At 40.9% G+C, this 24,302-nt stretch carries 26 protein-coding genes and 1 tRNA gene; 8 read left to right on the top strand and 19 right to left on the bottom strand.

Going from position 1 to position 24,302, the window contains the following annotated elements; genetic code table 11:
- Nucleotides 1–2 precede the first annotated feature (2 nt).
- Both ybeY and AAU57_RS02770 read right to left on the bottom strand, forming a co-directional pair.
- Nucleotides 3–422, bottom strand: coding sequence for an rRNA maturation RNase YbeY (gene ybeY, locus AAU57_RS02775; RefSeq protein ID WP_055411473.1), 420 nt, complete (start codon nucleotides 420–422; stop codon nucleotides 3–5).
- Complete coding sequence (locus AAU57_RS02770) at nucleotides 415–3,957, bottom strand: DUF4175 family protein (protein WP_055411472.1); 3,543 nt, start codon at nucleotides 3,955–3,957, stop codon at nucleotides 415–417. Before AAU57_RS02770 ends, ybeY begins: the two co-directional genes overlap by 8 nt.
- 260 nt (nucleotides 3,958–4,217) lie before the next feature.
- On the opposite strand from AAU57_RS02770, the gene gltX reads away from it, so the two are divergent.
- A complete protein-coding gene (gltX, locus tag AAU57_RS02765; RefSeq protein ID WP_055411471.1) occupies nucleotides 4,218–5,732 on the top strand; it encodes a glutamate--tRNA ligase in 1,515 nt (504 codons plus the stop codon).
- A 28-nt stretch (nucleotides 5,733–5,760) separates the two neighbouring features.
- Here gltX and AAU57_RS02760 read toward each other — a convergent pair whose 3' ends face one another.
- On the bottom strand, nucleotides 5,761–6,393 hold the full coding sequence (locus AAU57_RS02760) for a hypothetical protein (protein ID WP_055411470.1): 633 nt from the start codon (nucleotides 6,391–6,393) through the stop codon (nucleotides 5,761–5,763).
- Between the two features lie 69 nt (nucleotides 6,394–6,462).
- Here AAU57_RS02760 and AAU57_RS02755 point away from each other — a divergent pair, with 69 nt between their 5' ends.
- The gene (locus tag AAU57_RS02755) at nucleotides 6,463–7,446 is read left to right on the top strand and encodes an SPFH domain-containing protein (protein ID WP_055411469.1); all 984 of its coding nucleotides are present in this window, start codon (nucleotides 6,463–6,465) and stop codon (nucleotides 7,444–7,446) included.
- Nucleotides 7,447–7,526: 80 nt separating this feature from the next.
- On the opposite strand, the gene AAU57_RS02750 is transcribed toward AAU57_RS02755, so the two are convergent.
- The 4 genes from AAU57_RS02750 to AAU57_RS02735 all read right to left on the bottom strand — a co-directional run bounded on the left by AAU57_RS02750 (nucleotide 7,527) and on the right by AAU57_RS02735 (nucleotide 10,493).
- Complete coding sequence (locus AAU57_RS02750) at nucleotides 7,527–7,739, bottom strand: DUF6327 family protein (RefSeq protein ID WP_055411468.1); 213 nt, start codon at nucleotides 7,737–7,739, stop codon at nucleotides 7,527–7,529.
- Nucleotides 7,717–8,133, bottom strand: coding sequence for a phage holin family protein (locus AAU57_RS02745; protein WP_055411467.1), 417 nt, complete (start codon nucleotides 8,131–8,133; stop codon nucleotides 7,717–7,719). The genes AAU57_RS02750 and AAU57_RS02745 overlap by 23 nt, the downstream gene beginning before the upstream one ends.
- Nucleotides 8,134–8,142: 9 nt before the next feature.
- Nucleotides 8,143–8,514 carry a YtxH domain-containing protein gene (locus AAU57_RS02740; RefSeq protein ID WP_055411466.1) on the bottom strand — a complete coding sequence of 124 codons (372 nt, stop codon included), beginning with the start codon at nucleotides 8,512–8,514 and terminating at the stop codon, nucleotides 8,143–8,145.
- Nucleotides 8,515–8,807: 293 nt separating this feature from the next.
- A complete protein-coding gene (locus tag AAU57_RS02735) occupies nucleotides 8,808–10,493 on the bottom strand; it encodes a glutamine--tRNA ligase/YqeY domain fusion protein (RefSeq protein ID WP_055411465.1) in 1,686 nt (561 codons plus the stop codon).
- A gap of 247 nt (nucleotides 10,494–10,740) precedes the next feature.
- Here AAU57_RS02735 and folB point away from each other — a divergent pair, with 247 nt between their 5' ends.
- A complete protein-coding gene (folB, locus tag AAU57_RS02730; RefSeq protein ID WP_055411464.1) occupies nucleotides 10,741–11,097 on the top strand; it encodes a dihydroneopterin aldolase in 357 nt (118 codons plus the stop codon).
- 85 nt (nucleotides 11,098–11,182) lie between these two features.
- A tRNA-Cys gene (locus tag AAU57_RS02725) sits at nucleotides 11,183–11,253 on the top strand.
- Between the two features lie 18 nt (nucleotides 11,254–11,271).
- On the opposite strand, the gene AAU57_RS02720 is transcribed toward AAU57_RS02725, so the two are convergent.
- From AAU57_RS02720 to rnr, 5 genes are all read right to left on the bottom strand, one after another.
- Nucleotides 11,272–12,171 (bottom strand): LysE family translocator, encoded by a 900-nt coding sequence (locus AAU57_RS02720; protein WP_082438517.1) that lies wholly within the window; start codon nucleotides 12,169–12,171, stop codon nucleotides 11,272–11,274.
- Between the two features lie 69 nt (nucleotides 12,172–12,240).
- Entirely contained in the window at nucleotides 12,241–12,912 is a 672-nt protein-coding gene (locus tag AAU57_RS02715) for a head GIN domain-containing protein (protein ID WP_055411463.1), read from the bottom strand.
- Between the two features lie 75 nt (nucleotides 12,913–12,987).
- On the bottom strand, nucleotides 12,988–13,368 hold the full coding sequence (locus AAU57_RS02710) for a hypothetical protein (protein ID WP_156339981.1): 381 nt from the start codon (nucleotides 13,366–13,368) through the stop codon (nucleotides 12,988–12,990).
- A gap of 66 nt (nucleotides 13,369–13,434) precedes the next feature.
- Nucleotides 13,435–13,602 carry a hypothetical protein gene (locus tag AAU57_RS15190; RefSeq protein ID WP_197275383.1) on the bottom strand — a complete coding sequence of 56 codons (168 nt, stop codon included), beginning with the start codon at nucleotides 13,600–13,602 and terminating at the stop codon, nucleotides 13,435–13,437.
- Between the two features lies 1 nt (nucleotide 13,603).
- The gene (rnr, locus tag AAU57_RS02705) at nucleotides 13,604–15,805 is read right to left on the bottom strand and encodes a ribonuclease R (protein WP_055411461.1); all 2,202 of its coding nucleotides are present in this window, start codon (nucleotides 15,803–15,805) and stop codon (nucleotides 13,604–13,606) included.
- A gap of 812 nt (nucleotides 15,806–16,617) precedes the next feature.
- Here rnr and rpiB point away from each other — a divergent pair.
- The 4 genes from rpiB (at nucleotide 16,618) to AAU57_RS02685 (ending at nucleotide 18,117) form a co-directional block, all read left to right on the top strand.
- The gene (gene rpiB / locus AAU57_RS02700; protein WP_055411460.1) at nucleotides 16,618–17,046 is read left to right on the top strand and encodes a ribose 5-phosphate isomerase B; all 429 of its coding nucleotides are present in this window, start codon (nucleotides 16,618–16,620) and stop codon (nucleotides 17,044–17,046) included.
- Between the two features lie 4 nt (nucleotides 17,047–17,050).
- Entirely contained in the window at nucleotides 17,051–17,329 is a 279-nt protein-coding gene (locus tag AAU57_RS02695; protein ID WP_055411459.1) for a hypothetical protein, read from the top strand.
- 81 nt (nucleotides 17,330–17,410) lie between these two features.
- Entirely contained in the window at nucleotides 17,411–17,671 is a 261-nt protein-coding gene (locus tag AAU57_RS02690; RefSeq protein WP_055411458.1) for a hypothetical protein, read from the top strand.
- A gap of 2 nt (nucleotides 17,672–17,673) precedes the next feature.
- The gene (locus AAU57_RS02685; RefSeq protein ID WP_055411457.1) at nucleotides 17,674–18,117 is read left to right on the top strand and encodes a GNAT family N-acetyltransferase; all 444 of its coding nucleotides are present in this window, start codon (nucleotides 17,674–17,676) and stop codon (nucleotides 18,115–18,117) included.
- Nucleotides 18,118–18,134: 17 nt separating this feature from the next.
- On the opposite strand, the gene AAU57_RS02680 is transcribed toward AAU57_RS02685, so the two are convergent.
- From AAU57_RS02680 to AAU57_RS02650, 7 genes are read right to left on the bottom strand one after another with little or no spacing between them, the layout of a single operon-like run.
- Complete coding sequence (locus tag AAU57_RS02680) at nucleotides 18,135–19,025, bottom strand: cation diffusion facilitator family transporter (protein ID WP_055411456.1); 891 nt, start codon at nucleotides 19,023–19,025, stop codon at nucleotides 18,135–18,137.
- Nucleotides 19,026–19,070: 45 nt separating this feature from the next.
- Nucleotides 19,071–20,120: an ACR3 family arsenite efflux transporter gene (gene arsB, locus AAU57_RS02675; protein ID WP_055411455.1), complete on the bottom strand. Its 1,050-nt coding sequence runs from the start codon at nucleotides 20,118–20,120 to the stop codon at nucleotides 19,071–19,073.
- A gap of 3 nt (nucleotides 20,121–20,123) precedes the next feature.
- On the bottom strand, nucleotides 20,124–20,729 hold the full coding sequence (locus AAU57_RS02670; protein ID WP_055411454.1) for a hypothetical protein: 606 nt from the start codon (nucleotides 20,727–20,729) through the stop codon (nucleotides 20,124–20,126).
- Between the two features lie 10 nt (nucleotides 20,730–20,739).
- Nucleotides 20,740–21,237 carry a DUF6428 family protein gene (locus AAU57_RS02665; protein ID WP_055411453.1) on the bottom strand — a complete coding sequence of 166 codons (498 nt, stop codon included), beginning with the start codon at nucleotides 21,235–21,237 and terminating at the stop codon, nucleotides 20,740–20,742.
- Between the two features lie 11 nt (nucleotides 21,238–21,248).
- Complete coding sequence (locus AAU57_RS02660; protein WP_055411452.1) at nucleotides 21,249–21,581, bottom strand: ArsR/SmtB family transcription factor; 333 nt, start codon at nucleotides 21,579–21,581, stop codon at nucleotides 21,249–21,251.
- Nucleotides 21,582–21,623: 42 nt separating this feature from the next.
- Nucleotides 21,624–22,637: an OmpA family protein gene (locus AAU57_RS02655; RefSeq protein WP_055411451.1), complete on the bottom strand. Its 1,014-nt coding sequence runs from the start codon at nucleotides 22,635–22,637 to the stop codon at nucleotides 21,624–21,626.
- Nucleotides 22,637–24,283 carry a S41 family peptidase gene (locus AAU57_RS02650; protein WP_055411450.1) on the bottom strand — a complete coding sequence of 549 codons (1,647 nt, stop codon included), beginning with the start codon at nucleotides 24,281–24,283 and terminating at the stop codon, nucleotides 22,637–22,639. The genes AAU57_RS02655 and AAU57_RS02650 overlap by 1 nt, the downstream gene beginning before the upstream one ends.
- Nucleotides 24,284–24,302 lie beyond the last annotated feature (19 nt).

Below are 24,302 nucleotides of genomic sequence, written 5' to 3'. Positions count from 1 at the left end.
ATCTATTGTTTCACGTGAAACATTTGTAATGCTTCATTTTCTAAGGCTCGCATTTTTGCTTTCTTTTCTACGGTGTCATCATCATAACCTATCATATGAAGCAGACCATGACACATTACTCTGCGCAACTCAGTATCAAAATCCTCCTCTAAATCATTAGCATTATCTTCTACTCTATCAACACTGATGTAAATTTCACCTTCAAGGACAGTATCTGTTCCATAATCAAACGTGATAATATCAGTATAGGTATCGTGGTTTAAGTGTTGCAGGTTGATGGAATGAACGTACTCATCATCACAAAAAACATACCCTAAAACATCAACAGTAGCATCATGAAAATCGGCAACTTTATTAAGCCATCGAACGTGATCCTGCTCATGTTTTAACTGGAACTCTTTCTGGTATGAAAAATCAATCATCTGTCTTAAAGTACTCCTTTACCTTACTGCGGTAATGTGGCTGCAAAGGTAATACCTGTCGGTTGAGAATCTCCTTATTATTAAAGTATCGCTGTATAAGCTCTTCATCTAGCTTTAAAGGATTTTCAAACTGATTGAAATTGGTTTGAGATTGGCGTTGATTCTCCTCACCTTGTTCTGCATTGGCATCCTTCAACTTCAAAAGATCATGAATGATTTCACTCATTTGTTGTTGAACTTCTCTATTAAAGCCTTGATCCAGTAACTTTCGTTCAACACCTTTCATGGCGCCTGTAATCTCATCTACCTTCTTTTGAAGACCTTCATGAATGATCATGTCCTCAAGCTGATTGCGCAAATCCTGTTGCTGCTTGTAGATTTCATAAATACGTTGGCTTTCCTCCTCGCTTTCTCTATAAGAATTTTCTTCCTCATCACCATCATTGGATCCATTTCCTGACCCTTTTCCATCACCTTCCTTTCCGTCGCCTTTAGCTCCAGTTCCATTTTGACCTTCGCGACCTTTACCTTTAGATTCACCAGACTTACCTTCACTGGTAGAACCTTCACCAGATTTGCCGTTAGTTCCTGTCGTTCCGCTTGAACCTTGCTGCCCAGCTTTACCCGATTGACCTTCCTGCCCAGACTCACCTGCTTTTCCTTGACCCGGTTTATTACCTTGTTCTCCCTTGTTGCCTTGCTTTCTTTCCTTTCCTTGTTGACCTTCCTTTCCTTTGTTTCCTTCCTTGCCCTCTTCACCTTCCTTTTGGAGACTTTCCTGTTGACGAATCAAATCGGGTAACTGGAATCCTGCTCCTTGACCAGATTTACCTGGTTTTCCAGGGCCAATATTAGGATTGTTGGCACTATCCAGAACATCACTAAGTAAGACAGCTAGCGTATTAGCGCTTCCTAAGGTGAACTGCTGGGAAACCTGACCTTGATTAAGGTCAAACTCTGCGAGCTGTTCCATGGACTTATCCATGTAATAATAGATATCTACGACTTCTTCGTTAATTTCCTTACCAAGATCTGCGTTGCGTGATGAAAGGGTGAAAAGACTATCATCGACGTGTTTGAAAGCGAGCTCCAACTCCTTTTGAGATCTAAGGCTCTTGCCCAATCTTGGACTGTTGGATTTCAAAGATTTTACATCCTCTAAAACGGTCTCTTGGGACTGAGAAAACAACACCAAATTATCCAATATTTGTCTTAACATTTCCAGATCCTCTTCCATTTGCTCGCCTTCCATGGAATTCATGTCCTGTTCCATGGCAGCGGCTTGCTTTTTCATCTTATCTGCTGCACTTTTTTGTTTAGGCTTGGCTTGTTGCGCGTTCTTATTTTTCAAAGATTCTGAGGCATCTTTTTGATCAGACTTTATATCATCAGATTCCTGTGGATCAAATTCTAGGTCCATAGGCTTCTGTAAGTCGTTATTCTCTTTCTCTAATTCACGCAGCTCTTTCTCCCATTGTTCATATTCTTGATTAAGTTTGTCTTGATCTTGCTTGGTATTGCCAGCAGCATCCTTCTTGGATTGTTCTTCTTGACGTTCAGCCATCTCCATAAGTTTGCGACCCAATTGCTCATACTTTTGGGCTACGTAATAACGTTTGGTCAATTCCAGCAACTGTTTTAAGCTTCGTTGTTGTTCCCTGGTTTTCTTTTGGGATTTTTCTAATTGCTCTTGAAGCTCCTCTTTAGAAAGCTTGTCTTGATACTCCTCTATTTGTTTGAGTAACTCTTCATTCTTCTTGGATTCTGCGGCGGTTTCTTGAAGTCGTTCCTGCAGTTTTGCCTTTTTGGGATCATCCTTGGGAGCTGTCTTATCCAATTGATTCTCCAGACGATTGAGCTGTTTTTGAATGTCCTGTTCCTTCTTTTGCTGGTTCTTGACCGCTTGATCTAATTTACGCTTATCATTAAAGCTGCGATCGTCCTTTTCAATCTGGTCTTGAGACAACTCTTTGATAACATCTTGTTCCTTTTGTTGTTCTTTTAGCGCCTTCTCAAGATTGGACAAAGATTCCTTTTGTTCTTGAAGCTGCAAGTCCTCTTCTTGGTCCATAGTGGCTTTATTAAAGCTATAAACCTCTGATTTCGTGGATTTAAAACGATTAACAGCGTCATTATCAATGACTTCAAAATAAAAGTTATAGGTGTTGCCTGGTTCTAAAGCGAGATTCCCAGGAAAAGATTGCACAAATTGCTGGTACGTACCGCCGGAGTTAGGCAAGGCAATCACCTTCTTGTCATTGGCTTCGTTATTCTTATAATACACTAGTTGCAAGAATCGAATTCCATAATCGTCGGCAGCTTGACCTTTAAAGTACATGATGCGGTCGTCTAGGGAATCGCGCTTCATTTCCATGGAAAGTTCTGGATACTCGTCTGCAACCACCTCGATCTTGAAATCCAATTGTTCATGATCTCGTACTTTGTTGTTTGAAGTCACAATGGAGTATGATAGCGGTTGTGATATCGCTTTCGCGAAAGCGAACAAACCACCAGCCTCATTTTCAAAATTGGAGTTTTTGTCTGCTGTTCTAAACTGCACTAGATCTGTGGCAGTAGTGTTAACACGCCAGATTATATTGGTACCTTGAGGCACCAGCGCATTTCCGGTACTTTTTAAAATCTCATCTTTCTTACCCGTGTAAGATGGATAGTCCATTTGCAGCTCAAATCCTTGTATGGTAGGCACCTTATCTACATTGAGGACATAATCTGTACTACGCAACTCATTAGCCATCAAGTAAAACGATGTGTTGGAAGTCGGTCGCTCAAATGTGAATGAATATGTTTCTAAATCCTGCTGATTCAAATAAAAGCTCTGACCATCTACTACGATAGATGCGTTTTCTGGCAATCGAGTACCGGCAACCTTTACGTTTAATATAAAAGGAGCGTTTTCCAGAGCATCTAGGTTCTCATTAGTTACTTCAAAGCGAAAAGGTGCTGGCGGTATGTAATCGGTTTTATAATCTGCCACTCTCGAGGCACTTGTAATCACATCATTGTTTCCCGTGGCGATAAGCGCGCCTATGATGATAATGGGAACAGCTAGATATTTGAGATACTGCTTGTTATTATTAAAATCGATCGCGAGGCTAAAAGGAATGGGCTTAAGATCCTCGCTTTTTTGATTGATACTTGCCCATGTGAGTTCGTCATCGCCACCATTGGCATGCAGCTGTAATACATTAACCAGCTTATCAGAAACTTCGGGAAAATGATTGCCTATCATCTCGCTAGCGTCCCGGAAATCTATACCTGAGAAAAGCTTGACCAATCGCGCAATAGGAATCGCAACAAACTTGAAGAGCAGTCCCAACTCTACCAGGATAAACGACCAAAACAAAATGGTACGTCCCAACTTATTCAACCAGAAAAAATATTCTACTACCGCAACAGTAATGAAATACAACAAACCTATCGCTAGAAACAAGATCACACCACGTATCAATTCATTCACATAATACTTGCGTATGAAGCGGTTGAGTTTTTGTTCTATGATCTGGAAATTGGTCATTCCTTAATTCGATTTTCTGTTGGTGCCAGTGTTACACAAGTATAGCGCATATCTAGCTGGCATACAATACGCTATTACAGTCGTTTTAGTAGTGAATTACTTAAATGCTATTAATCTTTCATCTATTTGAGCTACCACATGGATAGCTTCAAATATCTTACCGATTATGCATTTGCACCGACCGTTCTTTACACGCCATGAAGTTTGATTCCTTTCCATCTCTACTGCCTATCTTTGCAACCTCAAAAATTGCCTAAGTTATGAGTACCAATGTACGTGTAAGATTTGCTCCTAGTCCAACCGGACCTTTACATATAGGTGGTGTACGCACTGCCCTATTCAACTATTTGTTCGCGAAAAAACATAACGGAACCTTCATACTACGTATTGAAGATACCGACCAGAATAGATATGTTGAAGGAGCCGAAGATTATATCGTTGAATCTCTTAACTGGTGCAACATCCCTTATGATGAAGGACCAGGAAAAGATGGTGGCCACGGACCGTATCGTCAAAGTGAGCGCAAGGACCGCTATAAAAAATATGCCCTGCAACTCATTGAAAATGGCGCTGCTTATTATGCCTTTGACACTGCAGAAGAACTCGCAGATGCCAGAACCACTGCTGAAGCGAACAAAGAGACCTTTATCTATAACCATCACAATAGACTACAATTCAAAAATTCCCTAACACTTACCGAAGGTGAAGTACAGGAAAGAATAGATCGTGGTGATGATTATGTGATAAGGTTCAAGCCAGAGATCAAGACGCTCTTTATGTTTGACGAGATACGTAAGGGCATTGAGATCGATACCAGCTTGTTGGATGACAAAGTGTTGTTCAAAAGTGACGGCATGCCTACCTATCACCTGGCTAATATTGTAGACGATCATGAGATGGAAATCTCGCATGTGATTCGTGGAGAAGAATGGTTGCCTAGCATGGCGCTACACGTTTTGCTTTACGAGAGCCTAAAATGGGAAGCTCCTAAGTTTGCGCATTTACCATTGATCCTTAAACCTACCGGTAAAGGAAAACTAAGCAAGCGCGACGGTGATAAAATGGGCTTTCCCGTATTCCCATTGGAATGGAATCCAGAAAACGGTGAGAAGAGCAGCGGTTATCGTGAGGACGGCTACCTACCAGAAGCCGTCGTGAACATGCTGGCCTTTTTAGGTTGGAATCCTGGAACAGAACAAGAGATTTTCTCTTTGGAAGAGCTGGTACAAGCGTTTTCCCTCGAACATGTCAATAATTCTGGAGCAAAGTTTGATCCAGAGAAAACCAAATGGTTCCAGCAGCAGTGGTTTGTACAGCAGGATGATGCTGTTGTGGGTGACGCTTTCGCGAAAGCGTTACAATCCAAAAACATTGATTACGGTTCGCAAGATTATGTCAACATCGTCGTTGGGCTGGTAAAAGAGCGAGCCGTGTTTGTGGAAGATCTTTTTGAACTGGCCGGATTTTTCTTTATTGCTCCCAAAGAATTTGATGAGAAAGCCGCTTCTAAATCTTGGAAAGAAGACACTTCAGGAATCATGAAAAATGTCATCGAAGTAATCATTAATACAGACGACGATAGCGCGGTAGGATTGAGTGATGCCGTAAAAGGATGGATCAAGGAACAAGAAATGGGTTTTGGCAAAGTGATGATGCCGTTGCGTCTATCCCTTGTGGGAAGTCTTATTGGACCTGATGTTTTTGAAATCGCAAGTCTGATAGGAAAGCAGGAAACCGTTTCTAGAATTTCCTATGCTATTGAAAAGCTTGGGTAAACTTCTGTCCTTTTTTAAATAGGAAGATTTAGAAGTAAACCCTTACACCAGCGCTTAAGTAACCTAAATTACCCTCAAGCTCGTTCCCTAAGGTATCCACACTATCCAACGCGTCAAAAAAAGCGTAATGGTAATGTGCGGTAAGTCTTATGCCGTTCGTTCCTGCACTAAAACCAACGACACCATTAAGATTGATAGGATTGGTTTTCTCAAATTCTTCCAGTATTACTGGTACATCTGTTCCTACTAACCTAGAGCTATCGACATCGTCAAATTTGAACTCACCATTAAGCATCAATGCTGGACCAGCTTCAAGTGTGAAATATTCGGTTTGAAAAGGCCTAAAAGCAGCTAAAAGTTTGACTTCTGCGCCTAGCATGCTGGACGAAATCGTCTGGCCAGTGCCAAATTCTTCAAAATCGATATTATGATTGAAGATCCCGATGGAATACACCACATCAAAAAACCTGTTGAATTCCCCACGAGTATCAAAATAACCCGAGTAGCCTACTTGAGTTTGACTGGCTACCTGATCGCTATCCAATTGTAAAAAGGTCGCATCTGCACCTAAACCTAGACGGTTGATTTTACTAGAAAAGCGTTGGGCATTGCTTTGATTTAAAGCAAGAAACGCGATGATCAGGACTAAATAGGGCTTCATAAAGTGTTACTATTTGGGTAAACATAAGACTAATCGTATGTATATTAACGCTAATCAAATCTAATTTCTATGGACTTATTTATTTTACCGGTCATTGTCGTCATCGGTATTTTTTTATTATTCAGCGTGTTTTTCACGGTGAAGCAGCAGACGTCTGCCATCATTGAACGTTTTGGAAGATTTACTAGCATTCGTAATTCTGGACTGCAGTTAAAAGTACCACTCATTGACAAGGTAGCTGGACGCATCAATTTAAAAATTCAGCAACTGGATGTTATTGTAGAAACCAAAACTAAGGATGACGTATTCGTCCGTTTGAAGATTTCTGTACAATTCCAGGTACGTCGCGAGAAGGTTTATGATGCCTTCTATAGACTACAAAATCCACACGATCAAATCACAGCTTATGTATTTGACGTGGTACGTGCCGAGGTTCCTAAGATGAAACTGGATTATGTTTTTGAAAAGAAGGATGATATTGCGATTGCCGTAAAACGTGAATTGAACGAAGCCATGATGGATTATGGTTATGACATCATTAAAACGCTTGTAACAGACATTGATCCTGATGTACAGGTTAAGGCTGCCATGAACCGTATTAATGCCTCAGAACGTGAAAAAACAGCTGCAGAATATGAGGCAGAAGCAGAACGTATCAAAATCGTTGCAAAAGCTCGCGCCGAAGCAGAATCCAAGCGTCTACAAGGTCAAGGTATCGCAGACCAGCGTCGCGAGATCGCTCGTGGTCTTGAAGAGTCCGTAGATGTACTGAACAATGTTGGTATCAATTCTCAAGAAGCCAGTGCGCTTATCGTTGTTACCCAACATTATGATACGCTACAATCAATCGGTGAGCATACGAATTCCAATCTTATCCTATTACCCAACTCGCCACAAGCCGGTAGTGACATGTTAAACAACATGATCGCCAGCTTTACAGCAAGTGCCCGTATAGGTGAAGAAATGAAGAAAGAGAACAGCAACAAGGGAATTGAGGCCAAGCCGAAACGCAAGCAGCAACCACCAGCTGAGGAATCTGGATATGATGACTAAATAAATATGGTCATTTCTTATAAACAAAAAACCGCTGATCTCTCGATCAGCGGTTTTTAATTTTATAGTAATTAAAAGTCCTATTTACCAATAAGCTTATTGGTCAACTTAAGAATCAAAGCATTTTTACCTATGCTTCCCAAAGCATTTGTGACCATGGTAATAGGTGAAAAACTCCTTTTAACGTCATCAATATCCATCTTCATCTTCTCAAAATCGATCTTACGTTCAAGTTCAAGAATTTGTAAATCCCTATCAATCTGTTCAAAATTATCGTAGATCTTCAAGCTCATTCGTTGGTTTTGGAAATGGAGAAATATCGTCAATACCTACTTCTTTCTTATCGTTGAAGTAAGCGATACTTGCTCTCGTTAAAATTAGTTTTCTAAGAACTGGTTTAAGGAAAATGGCACAAAGTATCATAATACCTACATACAAGATCCCAATAATCAAATACCCTAAGGCCTGACTGTTGAGTAATACACCTAGATATAATGCTCCAGCCACACTCATGAATAAAAGTGCGATCAATAGGAAAAATGCTAGTACAAACTTGTGAGCACCATCAATTGCAAACTTCATGCTTTTCTTAAAAAAGTCCAGCCTGTAATAAGCAATCGACGACTCAATATAAGTTTGAGCCGTCGTTGTTAAATCCTCAAAATTTTCTTTAATGCTTTTGCTCAAATCGATGGCTTATACGTTAGCTTTTACCTTGTCTACTGCTTCTTGTACAGTACCTGGCTTTTGCAACTTAGCGTTTTTTGCTCTTAATTGTTCTAGTTTGTCTTCTAGAGCAACAATAGCATCATCTGCTTTGTAACTAGCGCTAGATAAAGCACTGTCGATGCGCTCGCTTACGGTTCCTTTCAATTCAGTTGCCTTGTGGGTCAAACTGTTGTAAGTCTCACGAGTTTTCTTCTCAATGTCAGATTGAGTCTTTTTTGCTTGTCTCGTTAATTTTTTTCTGGTTTTCTCACCACTATCTGGTGCGTATAATAAAGCTGCTACTGCTCCTATTGCAGCACCTGCTGCTAATGCTATAATTGCGTTTCCTGACTTTGCCATTTTTGTAATATTAAATTGATTAATTGTTGATTACAAAGATAAAGCAGACAAATGCGAGGTTCGTTAATGGGTCGTTAACCTTACAGGCAAAAACTATTAAATCAATCCCAAAATTCAGAATTACCTAAAATTCTTGTTAAAACCCAGCGGATTTTATCACAGGTTATCATCAAAAGCCTTGTACCGCAAGAGCTAGAGAATGACAGAATGAAGAATTCAACGCTTTTAAATCGTGAAATGTTTGAGTATGTTTCGCTTTCGCGAAAGCGAACTCACTTTCAACAATAGCTACATTAATCAGCGTTCTCGACTTTTGCCCAAGTATCCCGCAAGGTCACCGTACGGTTAAATACCATATGGTCTGCAGTGGTGTCTGGATCCACACAGAAGTATCCCAAACGCTGGAACTGGACCGTTTCTCCTACTTTGAGGTTCTTCATGGCAGGTTCTGCCATTGCGGTGATCGTTTCTAGAGAATCCTTATTGACAAATTCCATAAAATCCTTTTCCTTATCGGTATCTGGTGACGGAACGGTGAATAATCGATCATACAAGCGAACCTCTACTGGCACGGCATGTTCTTTACTTACCCAGTGTAAAGTTCCTTTCACACGGCGCATGCTAGCCTCAGTACCGCTACCGCTTTTAGAATCTGGATCATAGGTAGCATGGATTTCTGTGATGTTACCATCAGCATCCTTGACACAGGATTCTCCCTTGATAATGTAGGCATTTTTGAGCCTGACCTCTTTACCTATGGAGAGTCTAAAATATTTCTTGTTGGCACTTTCTTTAAAGTCCTCACGCTCGATGTAGAGCTCTTTGGAAAAAGGGACTTCGCGGTAACCGCGAGACTCATCTTCCTGGCTGTTCTCTGCGTCCAGCATTTCAGTTTGTCCATCTGGATAGTTGGTAATGACCAATTTTACGGGATCCAGCACACACATCACGCGATCTGCTTTTTTGTTAAGGTCTTCCCGCAAATGAAACTCTAGGTGATTCATATCTACAAGGTTCTCTCTTCTTGCAATACCAACAGATTCTGCAAAGTTCTTGATGGCATCTGCCGTGTAGCCACGTCTTCGCAATCCACTAATAGTGGTCATTCTAGGGTCGTCCCATCCATTGACAACGCCTTGCTCTACCAACTGCTGCAACTTGCGCTTGCTCGTTACCGTATGCGATACGTTGCGTCTGGCAAACTCACGCTGCTTAGGTCTTATTTTATTAGGATCTACCAATTGATCGAGAAACCAATTATACAATTCTCTATGTGGTAAAAACTCTAGGGTACAAAAGGAATGTGTGATCTGCTCTATGTAGTCGCTCTCACCATGCGTCCAGTCATACATAGGATAGATTTTCCAATCTGTTCCCGTACGATGATGTGCACGGTCTACCACACGATACATGATGGGATCCCGCATGAGCATGTTGGTGGATTTCATATCGATTTTGGCACGCAGCACGTGTTCTGACTCACCATACTCGCCATTCTTCATGCCTTCAAATAGCTCCAGGTTTTCTTCTACGCTACGGTTTCTATATGGGCTGTCCACACCAGGTTCTGTAGGCGTTCCTTTTTGTTCTGCAATGGTGGCGCTGGATTGGGAATCTACATAGGCTTTTCCATCCTTGATAAGCTGTATCGCCCAATCATATAACTGCTGAAAGTAATCTGAAGCATAGCATAGATTGTCCCATTTGTAACCCAACCATTCCACGTCATTCTTGATGGCGTCGACAAATTTGGCTTCTTCCTTTGCAGGATTGGTATCGTCAAAACGCAAATTGACTGGCTGGCCATATTTTTCTCCCAACCCAAAGTTGAGGCAGATGGCACTGGCATGTCCTATGTGAAGAAAACCGTTAGGTTCTGGTGGGAATCTAAACCGTAATTTTTCTTTTTCAAGGCCATTTTCTAGGTCCTCGTCAATGATGTCTTCTATAAAATTGTTGCGCTTTACCGTATCGCTCATAACCGTGACGTTTAACTTACAAAGTTAAGGATTAGCACATTGATATTAGAGCGTTTCAACCATCACTTCAGCGACTCTTTTTGAGGTTCATTTTTATAAAATGTACGTAAGTTTCAGAGAAAACTATATCTTTTCTCGTGTGTGGTTGATGGAGAAATAGTTCGCTTTCGCGAAAGCGGACCACTTCTACCCTATTTCCATTCTTGTAAGGCTATTGATTCTCATTTCTTGATTCTATCTTTACCACATGCATAAAATTATCCTGAACAACGTTCGCGTCTATACCAATCACGGCTGTCTGACCGAAGAAGAACTGATAGGCAGTGAATATCGAGTAGATCTTGAAGTTACCACAGATCTTACCAAAAGCTCGCAAACAGACGACTTGAACGATACCGTGGATTATGTATACCTCAATAAAGTCATCAAAGAAGAAATGGCGGTGCGTTCCAAACTACTGGAACACGTGGCCCAACGCATCATTGATCGAATCTTTACGGATGAAAACATGGTGAAGGAAATACAGGTAAAGGTCTCAAAATTGAATCCACCACTAGGCGGTGATGTGGAGATGGTCACCATACAAATGGAGCAATCGCGTTAGATATTTGAGGTATTTAAAAATATCTATCTCAAGCCATCACGGTACATCTATATAATTTACTACTTTTGCAGTCCCAATAATTTAGGGCGTCATGGCCGAGTGGCTAGGCAAAGGTCTGCAAAACCTTGTACAGCGGTTCGAATCCGCTTGACGCCTCTACAAAAATCCCTAGTCTTACGGCTGGGGATTTTGTTTTGTACTATCTATGAGTTTTAGGATATCGTCCTCTTCCTCCAGCGGGATTTCTGGTTTATTGCCTTGAGAACTAGGATCAAAAACAGATTCTTGATCTGTCTTGGTTTCTGGGACTTTGGAAGCTGGTTTTTTAACCTCTTGCTTTTGTTCTAGTTCTTCTTTCATGGCGTCCTCGATATCATTCAATTTTTCAGGATCCACAATATCTGGCATGATGTGAATGCGATCTTCAAATTGTTCTGTGGTTTTAGGAAAAACACCTTTGAATATCAATACGGCACCGCAAACCATCATAATGATGGCAATGATGCGCTTTAACCAAAAAATGCGCAATGGAGTGAGGTATCTATTTAGACTTTTGGCGAGTAAAATCTTGAAGATGTCCACAATGAAATAGACAATCAATGTCGTTGAAAAGAAGATCAAAATTCTATCACCATCACCTTCCAACTGCGGACTAAATACCACAATCAATCCCAACCAGAAACCCAACACACCAACGTTGATAAAGTTGAGTAAAAACCCTTTCATCGCTAATTTGAAATAGTTGTTGTTCTGCACAATGAGAACATTGGGATCTACTTCTTTGAGATAGGATTTACGGGTTTGGGCAAAGGAGATTACACCATAGGCAGCGAGTATACCGCCACCAAATATGAATAGACTAGGGTCATCCTTGAGTTTTTCCAATATGGAAGATGTCATGAAATAAGCGACCATCAAAAAGATGATGTCTGCAACGATGACGCCTATATCAAAGGCAAGCGCAGCCCTAAAACCTTTTATGGCGCTTGTTTCCAACAATGCAAAAAATACCGGACCTATCAGGAATGCGATAACAAATCCTAACGGTATAGCGCTAATAATATCTTCTACCATGTAGTCATAAGGCTAGACTACCAAAGGTATGCAATAGCGCTTAAAATGAAGAAAGCTATGTGTGCTTATCTATTTGATAACGATATCACCACCAAATGTGGTCTTCTTGTTGACGTTTGTAGGATTGCCATACACAATAATATCACCACCAGCACGAACCACAGCATCTATGGATGCACTGGCATAAACTTCAACCTCACCACCAGCTTGTACCTTAACATCTGTAGTTTCTGATTTGAGATCTCTATTCTCTACAATACCACCAGTATTGACGACTACATTTTGCTTGATGACTTTTCCTGAAAGCTCGACAATACCACCAGTTACCGCACGTACATCTACCTTATTGAGATCGATACCTGCCACTACTCGTGCGCCTTCTTGAGTTCTGATTTCTACTGCGTCCTGTCCAGAAATATCTTTAGCATAGATCTCTGCACCTTCATTAGCATCAATGGTTTTGATGTTAGTGTAATAAACCGTCACGTAGGTATTGTTACCATCAAATATCTTGTCTGTATCCATGCGTAGTTTGAGCAATCCATCCTTAAAAACATAGGTCACATTCTCTGAATCCTTTCCTTTTATTTCCAACTTATTGACATCAGATTTTATCAATTGAACATTGATAAGATCAAAGGCTTTAATTGTGTGAAAGTTGTCGATGTTGATTTCTCTTTCGCCTTGAGCGTTAACCGCAAATGAGATGGTTAATGCTAGTATGGCAAGTATGTTTTTCATGATAGGTGTTTTATTAAAGATGTAACTCCTGGAAAGTTGTTACAGTCAACGCTATAAATTCATGGGAAATTTGAACTATAGCTTCACAAAGCTAAATTCGTTTTTCTCTCCATCATTACCAACAGAAGCCCTAAGAGTATCATTTTGAATCCAATAATGGATTTCTTTTGGAAAATCATGATCAGGATTGTAGACTGAAAATGAGTTTGGTATATTTTTTTGAGCTTTGAAAAGTGTTAAGCCATTTTTATCATTGACTTCTATATTCCACTTACCATCGTAGTAAAACAATCGCTTTATTTCCTTGTATATCGTGTCGTTCTGAGACAATGTATAACTTTTGCCATGGTAAAAATTACTATTCCATTTTTGCCAAACCTCAAAAGTTCGTTTTCCGCTACGGTCGTTAGTTCTTTCCCATGAACCTAGCAACCAGTCGTAAGAGTATTTCTTCATTGGTTGATTACTAACTTTACACGCAGTAACTACTATGAATAGTAGAAATATATAATACTTCATATCTCAATGCCTATAACCTTTCCAGGTGCCGCCATATCTATAATCTGGTAATGCCTGATGGCGCTCTGTACACAACTTGCAACAAAAAATCCACTCGCCACCTTTGATGATCTGGATGCGATACAAAGTAGTATGCTCTTGATGACAGGTATGGCAGGTTTTAGTTTTCACACTACTTCTCCACCTCAGCTCTTGATCCTACCATCCAGAAATCCAGATGCTTCTTCACAAGATCTGCATTCTTGACTTTTACATAGACTTCATCACCTAGACGGTAAGCGTTCTTGGTACGTCGACCTATCACGGCATATTCATCTTCTACAAACTCATAGGAATCATCGTCTAGATCGCCCAGACGTATCATTCCTTCACATTTGTTGGAAAGAATTTCTACGTAAATTCCCCAATCAGTCACGCCAGAAATAACGCCTAGGAATTCCTCATCGGCATGGTCTTTCATGAACTTGACCTGCATGTATTTGATGCTGTCGCGTTCTGCCTTAGTGGCAAGAATTTCCATCTCAGTAGAATGCTGGCATTTCTCTTCATACTGCTCTTCACTCACCGATTTCCCACCATCCAAGTAGTGCTGCAACAAACGGTGCACCATCACATCAGGATAACGTCGTATAGGACTGGTAAAATGTGAATAGTAATCAAAGGCAAGACCGTAGTGGCCTATGTTATCTGTAGAATACACGGCTTTAGACATCGTCCTGATCGCAAGTGTATCGATCATGTTTTGCTCTTTTTGACCTTTGACATCATCCAATAATTTATTTAAGGATGAGGTTATTGTCTTGCGATCGCGCAGGTCCAAACGGTGGCCAAATCGGGTTACAAACTTTGATAACGCACCTAGTTTTTCATCATTAGGCTCGTCGTGAATCCTGTAAATGAAGGTTTGTTTAGGATTACGTTTACCGATAAATGCCGCTACTTTTCTATTGGCCAGCAACATAAATTCTTCAATGAGTTTATTGGCATCTTTTGACGTTTTAAAATACACGCCAGTAGGCACCGCATTGTCATTGAGCTCAAATTTGACTTCCGTCTTATCAAAACTTAAGGCTCCATCACGCATGCGCTGGTTGCGCATTTTCTTGGCAATAGAATCTAGCGTTAAAGTCGCATCGACGATTTCAGGTTTGATGGTAGTTCGCTTTCGCGAAAGCGATATATCCTCAGGTATTTCTCCTTTACCGGTTTCAATGATGTGCTGCGCTTCTTCATAGGCAAATCGCTGGTCTGAATGGATGATCGTACGACCAAACCATTCTTTATACACCTTGCCATTATCGTCCATAATAAACACGGCCGAAAAGGTCAATTTATCCTCATGCGGGTTCAACGAACAAACACCATTTGAGAGTACCTCTGGCAACATGGGCACCACACGATCTACCAGATAAACCGATGTAGCGCGATCGTAGGCCTCTTGATCCAACACAGAGTCCTTATCTACATAATGCGAAACGTCTGCGATGTGAATTCCTATCTCGTACTTACCGTCTTCCATTCGTTTGAAAGAAAGGGCATCGTCAAAATCCTTTGCATCTGCTGGATCAATCGTATATGTGAGTGTATCACGCATATCGCGACGCTTGGAAATTTCTTGATCGGAAATAGAAGTATCCAGTTTTTCTGCATATTTCTCTACTTCTGGTGGGAATTCATACGGTAAGCCATATTGTGCTAGGATGGCGTGGATCTCTGTGTCGTGCTCGCCAGGATCACCTAGAATGGATTTGACTTTTCCTGTTGGTGAATCTTGTTTATCGTTCCAGTCCAGGAATTCTACCAGGACTACTTGACCGTCTTTGGCACCATTGATATACTTTTTGGGTACGAAGAAATCAGTTTGGATTTTATGGTCCGTAACGTTTACAAAAGCAAACTTTTCATGGATTTGAATGGTTCCTACAAACTCGGTTTTGGCACGTTTTATAATTCTGGTAATCTCACCTTCTGGTTGTTGACCGCGACGTCTATGATAAACAAAGACTTCTACTTCATCACCGTTAAGTGCTTGTCCCAACGACTTGCGTGGTACCATGATATCTTCCTGTAGCTCGTTGGTAACGACATAGCCAGTACCTCTAGAACTCACATCAATCTTACCAGTATAGTGATCGATGGCCTTGATAAGCTTGAACTTACCACGGTCGATTTCTTCAATCTTACCTTTGGACTTGAGTTGGTGTAATTTCTTTATGACTTGATTGCGTGTGCTGCTATCTGTAATTCCCAGCCTTGAGCAAATCTGCTTGTAGTTATAGGTAGTATTCTCATCAGACTTCAAAACGTTGATGATGGACTGCGTAAGATTTTGAAACTTAGTCTTACCGCTTTTTTTCTTCTTCTTGTTATTCATACGATAGCAAAGTTAATCTATTCAAACTGGCATAGTTAATAAGAAGATATTAAAGCATTTTGGTAAAGTATTGTTTACCTTTAATTAACTTTATTTTAGGAAATTATCTTAATTTTGTTAAGCTTTTGTTTAAAGCCTCAAAGGCGAGCACCAACCATGAGAACCAAGAATCTATTTAGCATATCTAATCTAGCGATAGTCTTATTTGTATCCATTTTGATTCTAGGAGTACTCGCGTTCTATTTTGTGAGCCTGAAATCTATCTAGCTAGACACTCATCCATTATTCAATACGATACAGTCTCCTTATCAAGGGGACTTTTTTGTTTTCAACATTTATATATATCATATTTTCTTTTTCTAATTTTTCAAAATAAAAATGATGATGATGATGTAGTGTGGATAGCGGTATAAGTTTGTGCCCTAATTTTTGCTTTAGTCTTTCATATGAGTTTATGAGCAGTTATACACAGTTTATAAGACGCATACACTTATAATTTTCAGTAGATTACTCATTTTCATCCACAGTTGTCAATAACTGCTATTCACTGTTTATTGTTTACAAATCTGAAAAAATACCGTTGTTAACTACGATCATTTTACCGCTGAAAACTCACTAGAAAAAACCAAGGTTATCTTAAGGTTATCTGGATGTAAATTTTCATATGCTTTTTTAATTGGATAAAGCAAGAACTTTCTTTTAGTTTTTCTTAACAAGTAATGCAAGGGTTGTTGCATCCTGTTAATCATTCGTTGTTAATAACTGTAAAACGTTGGCCAGCCCTTATTTTTGTGGCTTAAAATGAACAAGACATGAATATATCCATAGGTAACGATCACGCAGGACCAGACTATAAAAAGGCTATTGTGGCATTTCTTGAAGAGAAAGGCCATGTGGTAACAAATCACGGTACAGACTCATCAGACAGCGTCGATTATCCAGACTTTGCACATCCAGTAGCTCAAGATATCGTTAATGGTAAAGCAGATCTTGCCGTAGTTATTTGCGGTAGTGCACAAGGTGTATCCATGACAGTGAATAAGTATGCAGAAGTACGTGGCGCGGTATGCTGGTCTAAGGAAATAGCATTTCTAGCCAGACAACATAATGATGCTAACATCATTTGTATTCCAGCGCGATTTACATCCATACCACAAGCAGTAGGCCTGGTAGAAACCTTTATCAACACTCCATTTGAAGGTGGAAGACACGATCGCCGTGTGAAAAAGATAAGCTGCTAGTGTCATGAAGCGAAAGGATCTGGAGCAACAATACAAGGAGTTGGGCAACCAGCTCCCAATGCAGTATCCAGACCTTAACTTCAAAAACCATTGCTACTGGCGCATCGCGCTAGATCAGGCAGTAGGTGACCAATGGAACCGGCATATTTCCAGTCCAGCTTATAAGAATTTGAGTGATCAACAATTGGAAGATGTGGTAAGTCATTTGAAAAGCTATCAGCAGGATGAGAAGCTGCTTGACCAGCATAATCGCGACAGTTTAAAATGGCGTGGAAAATTATAGATCTTGACATGCCGGTCCAGCATAGAAAATAGACACACCACACTTTATAAATGAAAATCGCCGCTACCGCGGCTGCCAAAGATGAAAAAAGAAGCCTCCATCATTATACACCAGCTGCGCACGGCTGTACATCCTGAAAAAAAACTCATGGAAATCTGGCGAGAATTGGAGCTCTATGAAGATGATGAGAAAGAGGAAACTCTAGCCGATCTGGACACGAAACGCCAGGAATTCATGGCGCAAGGCGATGAGGAATTTGGTAATATGCTGGAAAAGATCATCACTGATATAAGAATAGGCATCAAGCCGCCGCAGCCTAAAAATGTCCCAAAACGCTTCTAGACATGGACATATCCATTAAATCTTTTGACCAACTCAACACCACAGAATTATACGATCTCTTGCGATTGCGCAGCGAGGTTTTTGTGGTAGAACAAGACTGTGTCTATCAGGATGTGGATGGAAAGGATCAAAAAGCCATACACATCTTGGGTCATGAAGGTGATCAGCTTGCTGCATACACGCGCGTTTTCAAGGCAGGCGATTATTTTAATATGGCGAGTATAGGTCGCGTGGTGGTGAGCCCACAACATCGACGCAAGGACTATGGCAAAGAGATTATGAAGGCTAGTATGGAGTTCGCTTTCGCGAAAGCGAAACAACCCATAAAGATATCTGCACAGGTCTATCTCAAGAAATTCTATGAAGATCTAGGCTTTGAAGAAACTGGGAAAAGATACCTGGAAGACGGCATCCCACACATGCAAATGATTGCAAATCCTGAGTAGTTTTGATACCAGTATAATTACTTTTCTAAGATTCGCACACTACAATCCTGTTGATTTACTTCTATTTCAATGGTGAGATGTTCAAAGTCGTAAGCGTCCAAAGATTCTAAAATCTTTTTCTTCACGCTTGACATCTGCTCAAGCGTTTCCACGTTTTCTAAAATCACGTGTGTGCTAAAAACGTGATGCTGGCCATCTTGGGACCAGATATGTGTGTGGTGTAAAGAGCATACGTGATCAAGATTAAGCAACCCAGATTTTATTTGTTCCAGATCCACATCCAGTGGTATTCCTTGTAGAAATAGGTACACCGTTTCTCGCAGTCTTTTAAAGGCATTGAACAAGATATAGGCCGTGATTAACAAGGATAAAACAGGATCTATGTATTGATTTTCATAGAAATAAAGAACGATTGCTGCTATGAGTATCGCAGCCCAACCCAGTACATCCTCGATCATGTGCCATGACATAACTTTCTCATTCATGGATGTACCGTGAGTCAATTTATATGCGGCATATCCATTGACGACAACTCCTATTAAGGCAAAAATGATCATGCCTTGGGCATCACTAGGTTCTGGATTTTGCAGGCGTTTGACAGCTTCATAAATAACATAAGCGCTACCTAAAATCAGTACTACACCATTGATAAAAGCTCCTAAAAGGGACAATCTGCGATATCCATAACTGAATTTTTGGTCAGATTTCTTCTCGCTTTTATGTTGTAGATACCAACTGCTGCCCAGCGATAGGGTATCGCCCAGATCGTGAACCGCATCACTTACTATAGCGATGCTATTGGTATAAATACCACCAATAATTTCTAAAATGGTAAAGCCTAAATTGAGGAAAAAAGCAAAGCGTATGTTGCCGGTAGAATTGTGATCGTGCGCGTGGTTGTGACCCATTGTTTAAAGGTAACATTTGTACGCAAAATGGATTCTAAACTTAATTTAAGTTTTGCTTATGGGGTAATATTTCCCTTTCAACCAAAATGAAAACCTTACCAATAAAATTAGCGCAGGAACCTCTACTAAAGGTCCTATCACGCCTGTAAACGCTTGCCCAGAGTTGATCCCAAAAACGGCAATCGCTACAGCAATGGCCAGCTCAAAATTATTGCCGGCTGCGGTAAAGGAAATGGCAGCATTTTCATCATAAGTAGCGCCGTTCCATTTACTCACAAAAAAGCCAATCAGGAACATGATCGCAAAGTAGATCATCAACGGTATGGCAATCAACAACACATCAAACGGAATTTCCACCATCATTTTTCCCTTCAAGGAGAACATTACAATGATGGTAAACAATAAAGCGATCAAAGTGATAGGACTAATAAATGGCAGGAATTTCTCCTCATACCAGGTTTTTGAAAATGCGGGCACCAAAATTAATCGGCTTAAAAAACCTAATGCAAAAGGTATCCCTAAATAAATGAGAACACTCATGGCGATGGTAGAAAGTTCTATATCCACAATTGCTCCTTCCATTCCAAAATAGGGCGGCAACACCGTTATAAACAGCCATGCATAAAAGGAATAGGCAAACACCTGAAAAATACTGTTGAGCGCCACCAGCGCTGCGCCATATTCCTTGTTACCATCTGCAAGATCGTTCCAGACGAGCACCATGGCAATGCAACGGGCAAGGCCTATCAGGATCAAGCCTATCAAGTATTCTGGGTGATCTTGAAGGAAGATCATCGCGAGAATAAACATTAAGACAGGACCTACAATCCAGTTGAGCACGAGAGATATGCCGAGTATCTTGAAGTTGGTAAATACTTTAGGAAGCAGTGCATAATTCACTTTGGCCAGTGGTGGATACATCATCAATATCAAACCAATGGCAATTGGAATATTGGTCGTTCCATAGGTGAACTGGTTAATAGATGCTTCGATTTCTGGAATGATATTGCCCAGTAGGACGCCCATCACCATCGCGACAAAGATCCATAGGGTCAAATACCTGCTTAAAAAGTCCAGCTTTTTTAATTGCGCCATTTCTTATTTGATCTGAGAGAAGACGTATTTCATTTCGGTAGCGATTTGAAGGCTACGTTCCAGATAGGTTTGCTTTTGATGATCTGTGCCATCAGAGACTTTTGGATCATCATAGGTAATCGCGATCCTTTGGTCTGCTCCTACAATAAGCGGGCAATCTTCATCGGCTTGTGAACAGGTCATGATGGCTGCAAAATCTTCGGTGGGATTACTTTCATCATCGTACGCTTTAGAAAAAAGGTATAAAGCATCGTCCTTGCCATAGGCCGCTTCGTATAAAGGATTCTCAGATTCGTCCACCATGGTAACCTTAAAGTGCTGAGACTCGAGCGTTTTAATAATCATAGGGAAAACTGCGGTAGTTTCGGTTCCTCCAGAGAAGGTAAGCACGTCCGGAATTTTATAATATGAAGCCATGACTTGAGCCCAGACTTGTCCCAAATGACTGCGTCTGGAGTTGTGGGTGCATATAAAATTGAGGTTGATAGGTTTATCTTCCTTCTGTTGATAGATTATGTAGGCCGCCAGTTGGTCTAGAACCTCTTTACGGTTTTCTGGAACTGTATTCGCACCAATCTGATCGATATACTGTTTTAATGTTGGAAACATAGGTAGGATCTTAGCAACAACCAGAGCCTGGTGCGCAGGAGTTGGCTTGTAATTCAGAGAATTTGATTTTTGGTTTTTCACTTCGGCCTGGCTCAGTGACTGCTGTTTTTTGATTTGGAATTCCGCAGGCATCCTCGGCAAGGCAAGCTGTTTGTTTGTTGGTAAGAACAAAACGACCTTCTTTAAATTCAAGACCGTATTTGCCTATGGTACCAGCTTGATACTCTACTTCTATTTCGGCATCTGGTAGGTTCAAACGCTCTTTTGACAATGCTACAATTTGAGCCAGCTTCTCTGGATGTAATCTATGATCATAATCATTAGCGTTCCATAATTGGAAATTCACCACCGTTTCCTCACGTTCCTTGCCACCACAATCGATAAAATGACGGTGCACTTTACCAACTTCGGTTACATGAAAATGACCAGGAACTTCTGTTCCATCTTCCAGCTGAAAGCTGATACGGTTAAGATTACTAAGTTGTTCTGTAAATTGGGATAGTTTCATGGTTTTTGTCTTTAACAACAATCAATAGAGCAATGCTCGACGCTTAATAATTGGGACTCCAGCTGACTTTTTAAAGCGTTCCAGCGTTCCATATTCATGCAATAACAAGTGCTGGTACCTTCTACGCTTCCTTTAATGATGCCTATTTCCTTAAGCGCCTTGAGGTGTTGCGAGATGGTAGCTTGAGCAAGATCAATCTCATCCACAAGATCGCCACAAACGCAGGTCTGTCGACTTAATAAATGCTGAATAATAGCTACACGAGCTGGATGTGATATCGCTTTCGCGAAAGCGGCCACCTCATTAAGCTCTTTAGAAAAAACGGATGTTTTGGTAGTTCCCATATTGATCGTAATATTACGATGAATAATTCTAAAAAAAGGGTTTTAGTCCACTTTTGTGATATACAATTCTACACGACGGTCGTCCTTATCGCTACCACCTAAAGGTTTTGTGCGGCCATAACCCGCAAATGACATGCGACTGGGATCGACTCCATATTCTGACAGAATATTGTAAATTAATTTTGCCCTAGCATATGACAAGTCTGATCTCATGGTGTTGCGATCCAGTGCGTCGTCAAACATGGGATTGATGCAGCACACATGGCCGCGTATCTCAAAATGGATGTTTGGACGCGCTACAAGTATCTCAATCACTCTCTTCATCAATGGGATGGATTCTGGATTCAATGTGGATCTACCTCTCAAGAAATGAATGTCTTTAAGAATGATGACCTCGTCAGTCTCAATGTTCTTGCGTAATAATGACCTAAAAGGTTCTTCCCTACCATTCACTGGCGGACTTATACTTGTGGGAACCTCAATGTATTCTTCCAGATCGTCAATGGTGATCAAGTCAGCACTACTCTTTTTCTTGCGCACTTGATAAATTACTTTTTCCTCATATTCATCAATCACGGCTTTTTGATCTGGTGTGAGTTGGCTCTTTTGAAGGGTACGCATGGCAAGCCTACTGGCTGCAGGCTCTTGAAGTGTAAAAGTTACATCTACTCGCCTGTTGCGAGCTCTGGTCTGGATGATTTCCATGCGATTGCTGGCATCTGCCAGCGCTACCTCACCTTTTCCAGCCACCTGCTTGTAGATGTTCATCATGTTGATATCGTGATCCAGCAGCCACATGGCTACGGTTTCCACTCTATTTTCTGATAGCTTTTGATTGTATTCCAGTGTGCCGCGATCGTCACAATAGCCTAGAATCTCTACCTCTAGAATAGGCAGATAGATCAAATCATTGAAAAAGGATTCAAATGCTTGAAGCTCGCTGCTCTTGAAATCATATTTATCAAGATCAAAATAAATGCTGTGCTGCACGGTGAGTTGAGCCGCAGTGGTTGCCACAAAACATATGGTAAATAGATATGTGGCAAGGTGTTTCATTAGCTCAAAATCTTGCGGTATCTGGTCTCGTCATTCAATACTTTAATGGCCTCTTGAATCTCTGGACTAAATTTTAACTGGTAGTTGTACAATCCTTCACGATAGAAATAGCGCTTCACGATTTCATCGGTAAGAAGGGACATGAGCTCTTCTTTTTTGTCACGCATGTCTTTCTTTTTGGCGTTTTGAATGGCCTGCATCATGCCTTTATAACTGGTGGCAATGTCGTCATCAAGTTCTTCATTGACAGCTGTTTTGTACGCTTTCGCGAAAGCGGACTCCGTAACCGTCTCAAAGTCAAATCCACGAGCTTCTACCCAAGCGATAAAATCATTGAAATCTGCATCAGTAAGTTGGATCTTTTCAAGATCATCGTATTGATGAGCGTAATAATACTGTGTGGCGTAGTCAAAAATGGCATTTTCACGCAGTAAGGATGTGGTAATAGGTGAATAGGCGGCACTTGCTAATTTGATATCTGGATCCACGCCACCACCATCATAAACGGTACGACCGCTGTTGACCGTTTTAAAAGCTTTGTAGTCTTCTTTTTTAGTTCTTACCGCATTGCCATCTGCATCGCGGTTCCAGTAATCCAAAGCCTGTATGCAACGACCGCTGGGCGTGTAATATCTAGAAATGGTAATTTTCACTTGCGTTCCATAACTCAATTCTTTGGGACGCTGGACGAGACCTTTTCCAAAACTGCGCGCACCTATCACCACTCCACGATCATAATCCTGGACGCTACCACTCACGATCTCACTGGCACTCGCACTGCGGCCATTGATCAAAACAGCTAGCGGTATGTCTGCATCAAAGGCGTTGCGTTTTGTGAGGTACGTCCTGTTGAATTTCTCTATACTGGATTGCGTGCTGGTGATGAGCTTGTCCTTTTCAATAAAAAGATTGGAAACATTGACCGCTTCGCTCAGCAAGCCGCCTGGATTACCTCTTAAGTCCAGGATAATTTTAGTCGCGCCCTGTTCTTTAAGCTGTTTGATGGCCTCTTTAGTCTCTCTGGAAGCTTTTTCGTTGAATTTGGAAAGCACAACATAGCCTATGCTAGGTGTAGCCATCTCAAAAAACGGCACTGCTTTTATTTCTACCGCAGCCCTTTTGAGGGTGGCCTTCATCTCCTTGCCTTGTCTTAAATAAGTTACTTCCACTTGAGTATCTGCAGATCCTTCTAACAATTGGCCTGCGTTCTCGTCATAATCCGAAACCTTGACACCGTCAATGACGATGATTTCGTCACCAGCTTTAAGACCAGCTTTATCTGCTGGATAATCTTTCCAGGGCTCCACTATAATGAGTTTGTCTGCTCTGGAACTCACGTTAGCACCTATACCGGTAAACTCGCCACGCGAATTGATCTTGGCACGTTCTACTTCTTGCTCTGTCCAGAAAGTGGTGTACGGATCTAGATCTGATAACATTCCTTCTATCGCGTCATCCATGAGTTGCGCAGGATTGGTTTCATCTACATAGTTCATGTTGAGCTGCTTATACATCTCTGTAAAGATTTCGATCTGCTTGGCGATTTCAAAAAAGTCATTTTTGAAACTGGCTAGTGATAGAAAAAATACAGCCCCTAAAACCGGAACCAGAATTTGTCTTTTGATCTTGTGAGAAGTAGATGCCATAAAGGATTGTGTGCTAAAA

Origin of the sequence: Nonlabens sp. YIK11 (assembly GCF_001413925.1) — a bacterium.
Classification (GTDB): domain Bacteria; phylum Bacteroidota; class Bacteroidia; order Flavobacteriales; family Flavobacteriaceae; genus Nonlabens.
This window is presented reverse-complemented; position numbering and strand designations above follow the sequence as displayed.

Excerpts from the sequence above, each read along its gene's own strand:
- ybeY (WP_055411473.1), bottom strand. The coding sequence starts at position 422 with ATGATTGATTTTTCATACCAGAAAGAGTTCCAGTTAAAACATGAGCAG.
- AAU57_RS02770 (WP_055411472.1), bottom strand. The coding sequence starts at position 3,957 with ATGACCAATTTCCAGATCATAGAACAAAAACTCAACCGCTTCATACGC.
- gltX (WP_055411471.1), top strand. The coding sequence starts at position 4,218 with ATGAGTACCAATGTACGTGTAAGATTTGCTCCTAGTCCAACCGGACCT.
- AAU57_RS02760 (WP_055411470.1), bottom strand. The coding sequence starts at position 6,393 with ATGAAGCCCTATTTAGTCCTGATCATCGCGTTTCTTGCTTTAAATCAA.
- AAU57_RS02755 (WP_055411469.1), top strand. The coding sequence starts at position 6,463 with ATGGACTTATTTATTTTACCGGTCATTGTCGTCATCGGTATTTTTTTA.
- AAU57_RS02750 (WP_055411468.1), bottom strand. The coding sequence starts at position 7,739 with ATGAGCTTGAAGATCTACGATAATTTTGAACAGATTGATAGGGATTTA.
- AAU57_RS02740 (WP_055411466.1), bottom strand. The coding sequence starts at position 8,514 with ATGGCAAAGTCAGGAAACGCAATTATAGCATTAGCAGCAGGTGCTGCA.
- AAU57_RS02735 (WP_055411465.1), bottom strand. The coding sequence starts at position 10,493 with ATGAGCGATACGGTAAAGCGCAACAATTTTATAGAAGACATCATTGAC.
- folB (WP_055411464.1), top strand. The coding sequence starts at position 10,741 with ATGCATAAAATTATCCTGAACAACGTTCGCGTCTATACCAATCACGGC.
- AAU57_RS02720 (WP_082438517.1), bottom strand. The coding sequence starts at position 12,171 with ATGGTAGAAGATATTATTAGCGCTATACCGTTAGGATTTGTTATCGCA.
- AAU57_RS02715 (WP_055411463.1), bottom strand. The coding sequence starts at position 12,912 with ATGAAAAACATACTTGCCATACTAGCATTAACCATCTCATTTGCGGTT.
- AAU57_RS02710 (WP_156339981.1), bottom strand. The coding sequence starts at position 13,368 with ATGAAGAAATACTCTTACGACTGGTTGCTAGGTTCATGGGAAAGAACT.
- rnr (WP_055411461.1), bottom strand. The coding sequence starts at position 15,805 with ATGAATAACAAGAAGAAGAAAAAAAGCGGTAAGACTAAGTTTCAAAAT.
- rpiB (WP_055411460.1), top strand. The coding sequence starts at position 16,618 with ATGAATATATCCATAGGTAACGATCACGCAGGACCAGACTATAAAAAG.
- AAU57_RS02695 (WP_055411459.1), top strand. The coding sequence starts at position 17,051 with ATGAAGCGAAAGGATCTGGAGCAACAATACAAGGAGTTGGGCAACCAG.
- AAU57_RS02690 (WP_055411458.1), top strand. The coding sequence starts at position 17,411 with ATGAAAAAAGAAGCCTCCATCATTATACACCAGCTGCGCACGGCTGTA.
- AAU57_RS02685 (WP_055411457.1), top strand. The coding sequence starts at position 17,674 with ATGGACATATCCATTAAATCTTTTGACCAACTCAACACCACAGAATTA.
- AAU57_RS02680 (WP_055411456.1), bottom strand. The coding sequence starts at position 19,025 with ATGGGTCACAACCACGCGCACGATCACAATTCTACCGGCAACATACGC.
- arsB (WP_055411455.1), bottom strand. The coding sequence starts at position 20,120 with ATGGCGCAATTAAAAAAGCTGGACTTTTTAAGCAGGTATTTGACCCTA.
- AAU57_RS02670 (WP_055411454.1), bottom strand. The coding sequence starts at position 20,729 with ATGTTTCCAACATTAAAACAGTATATCGATCAGATTGGTGCGAATACA.
- AAU57_RS02665 (WP_055411453.1), bottom strand. The coding sequence starts at position 21,237 with ATGAAACTATCCCAATTTACAGAACAACTTAGTAATCTTAACCGTATC.
- AAU57_RS02660 (WP_055411452.1), bottom strand. The coding sequence starts at position 21,581 with ATGGGAACTACCAAAACATCCGTTTTTTCTAAAGAGCTTAATGAGGTG.
- AAU57_RS02655 (WP_055411451.1), bottom strand. The coding sequence starts at position 22,637 with ATGAAACACCTTGCCACATATCTATTTACCATATGTTTTGTGGCAACC.
- AAU57_RS02650 (WP_055411450.1), bottom strand. The coding sequence starts at position 24,283 with ATGGCATCTACTTCTCACAAGATCAAAAGACAAATTCTGGTTCCGGTT.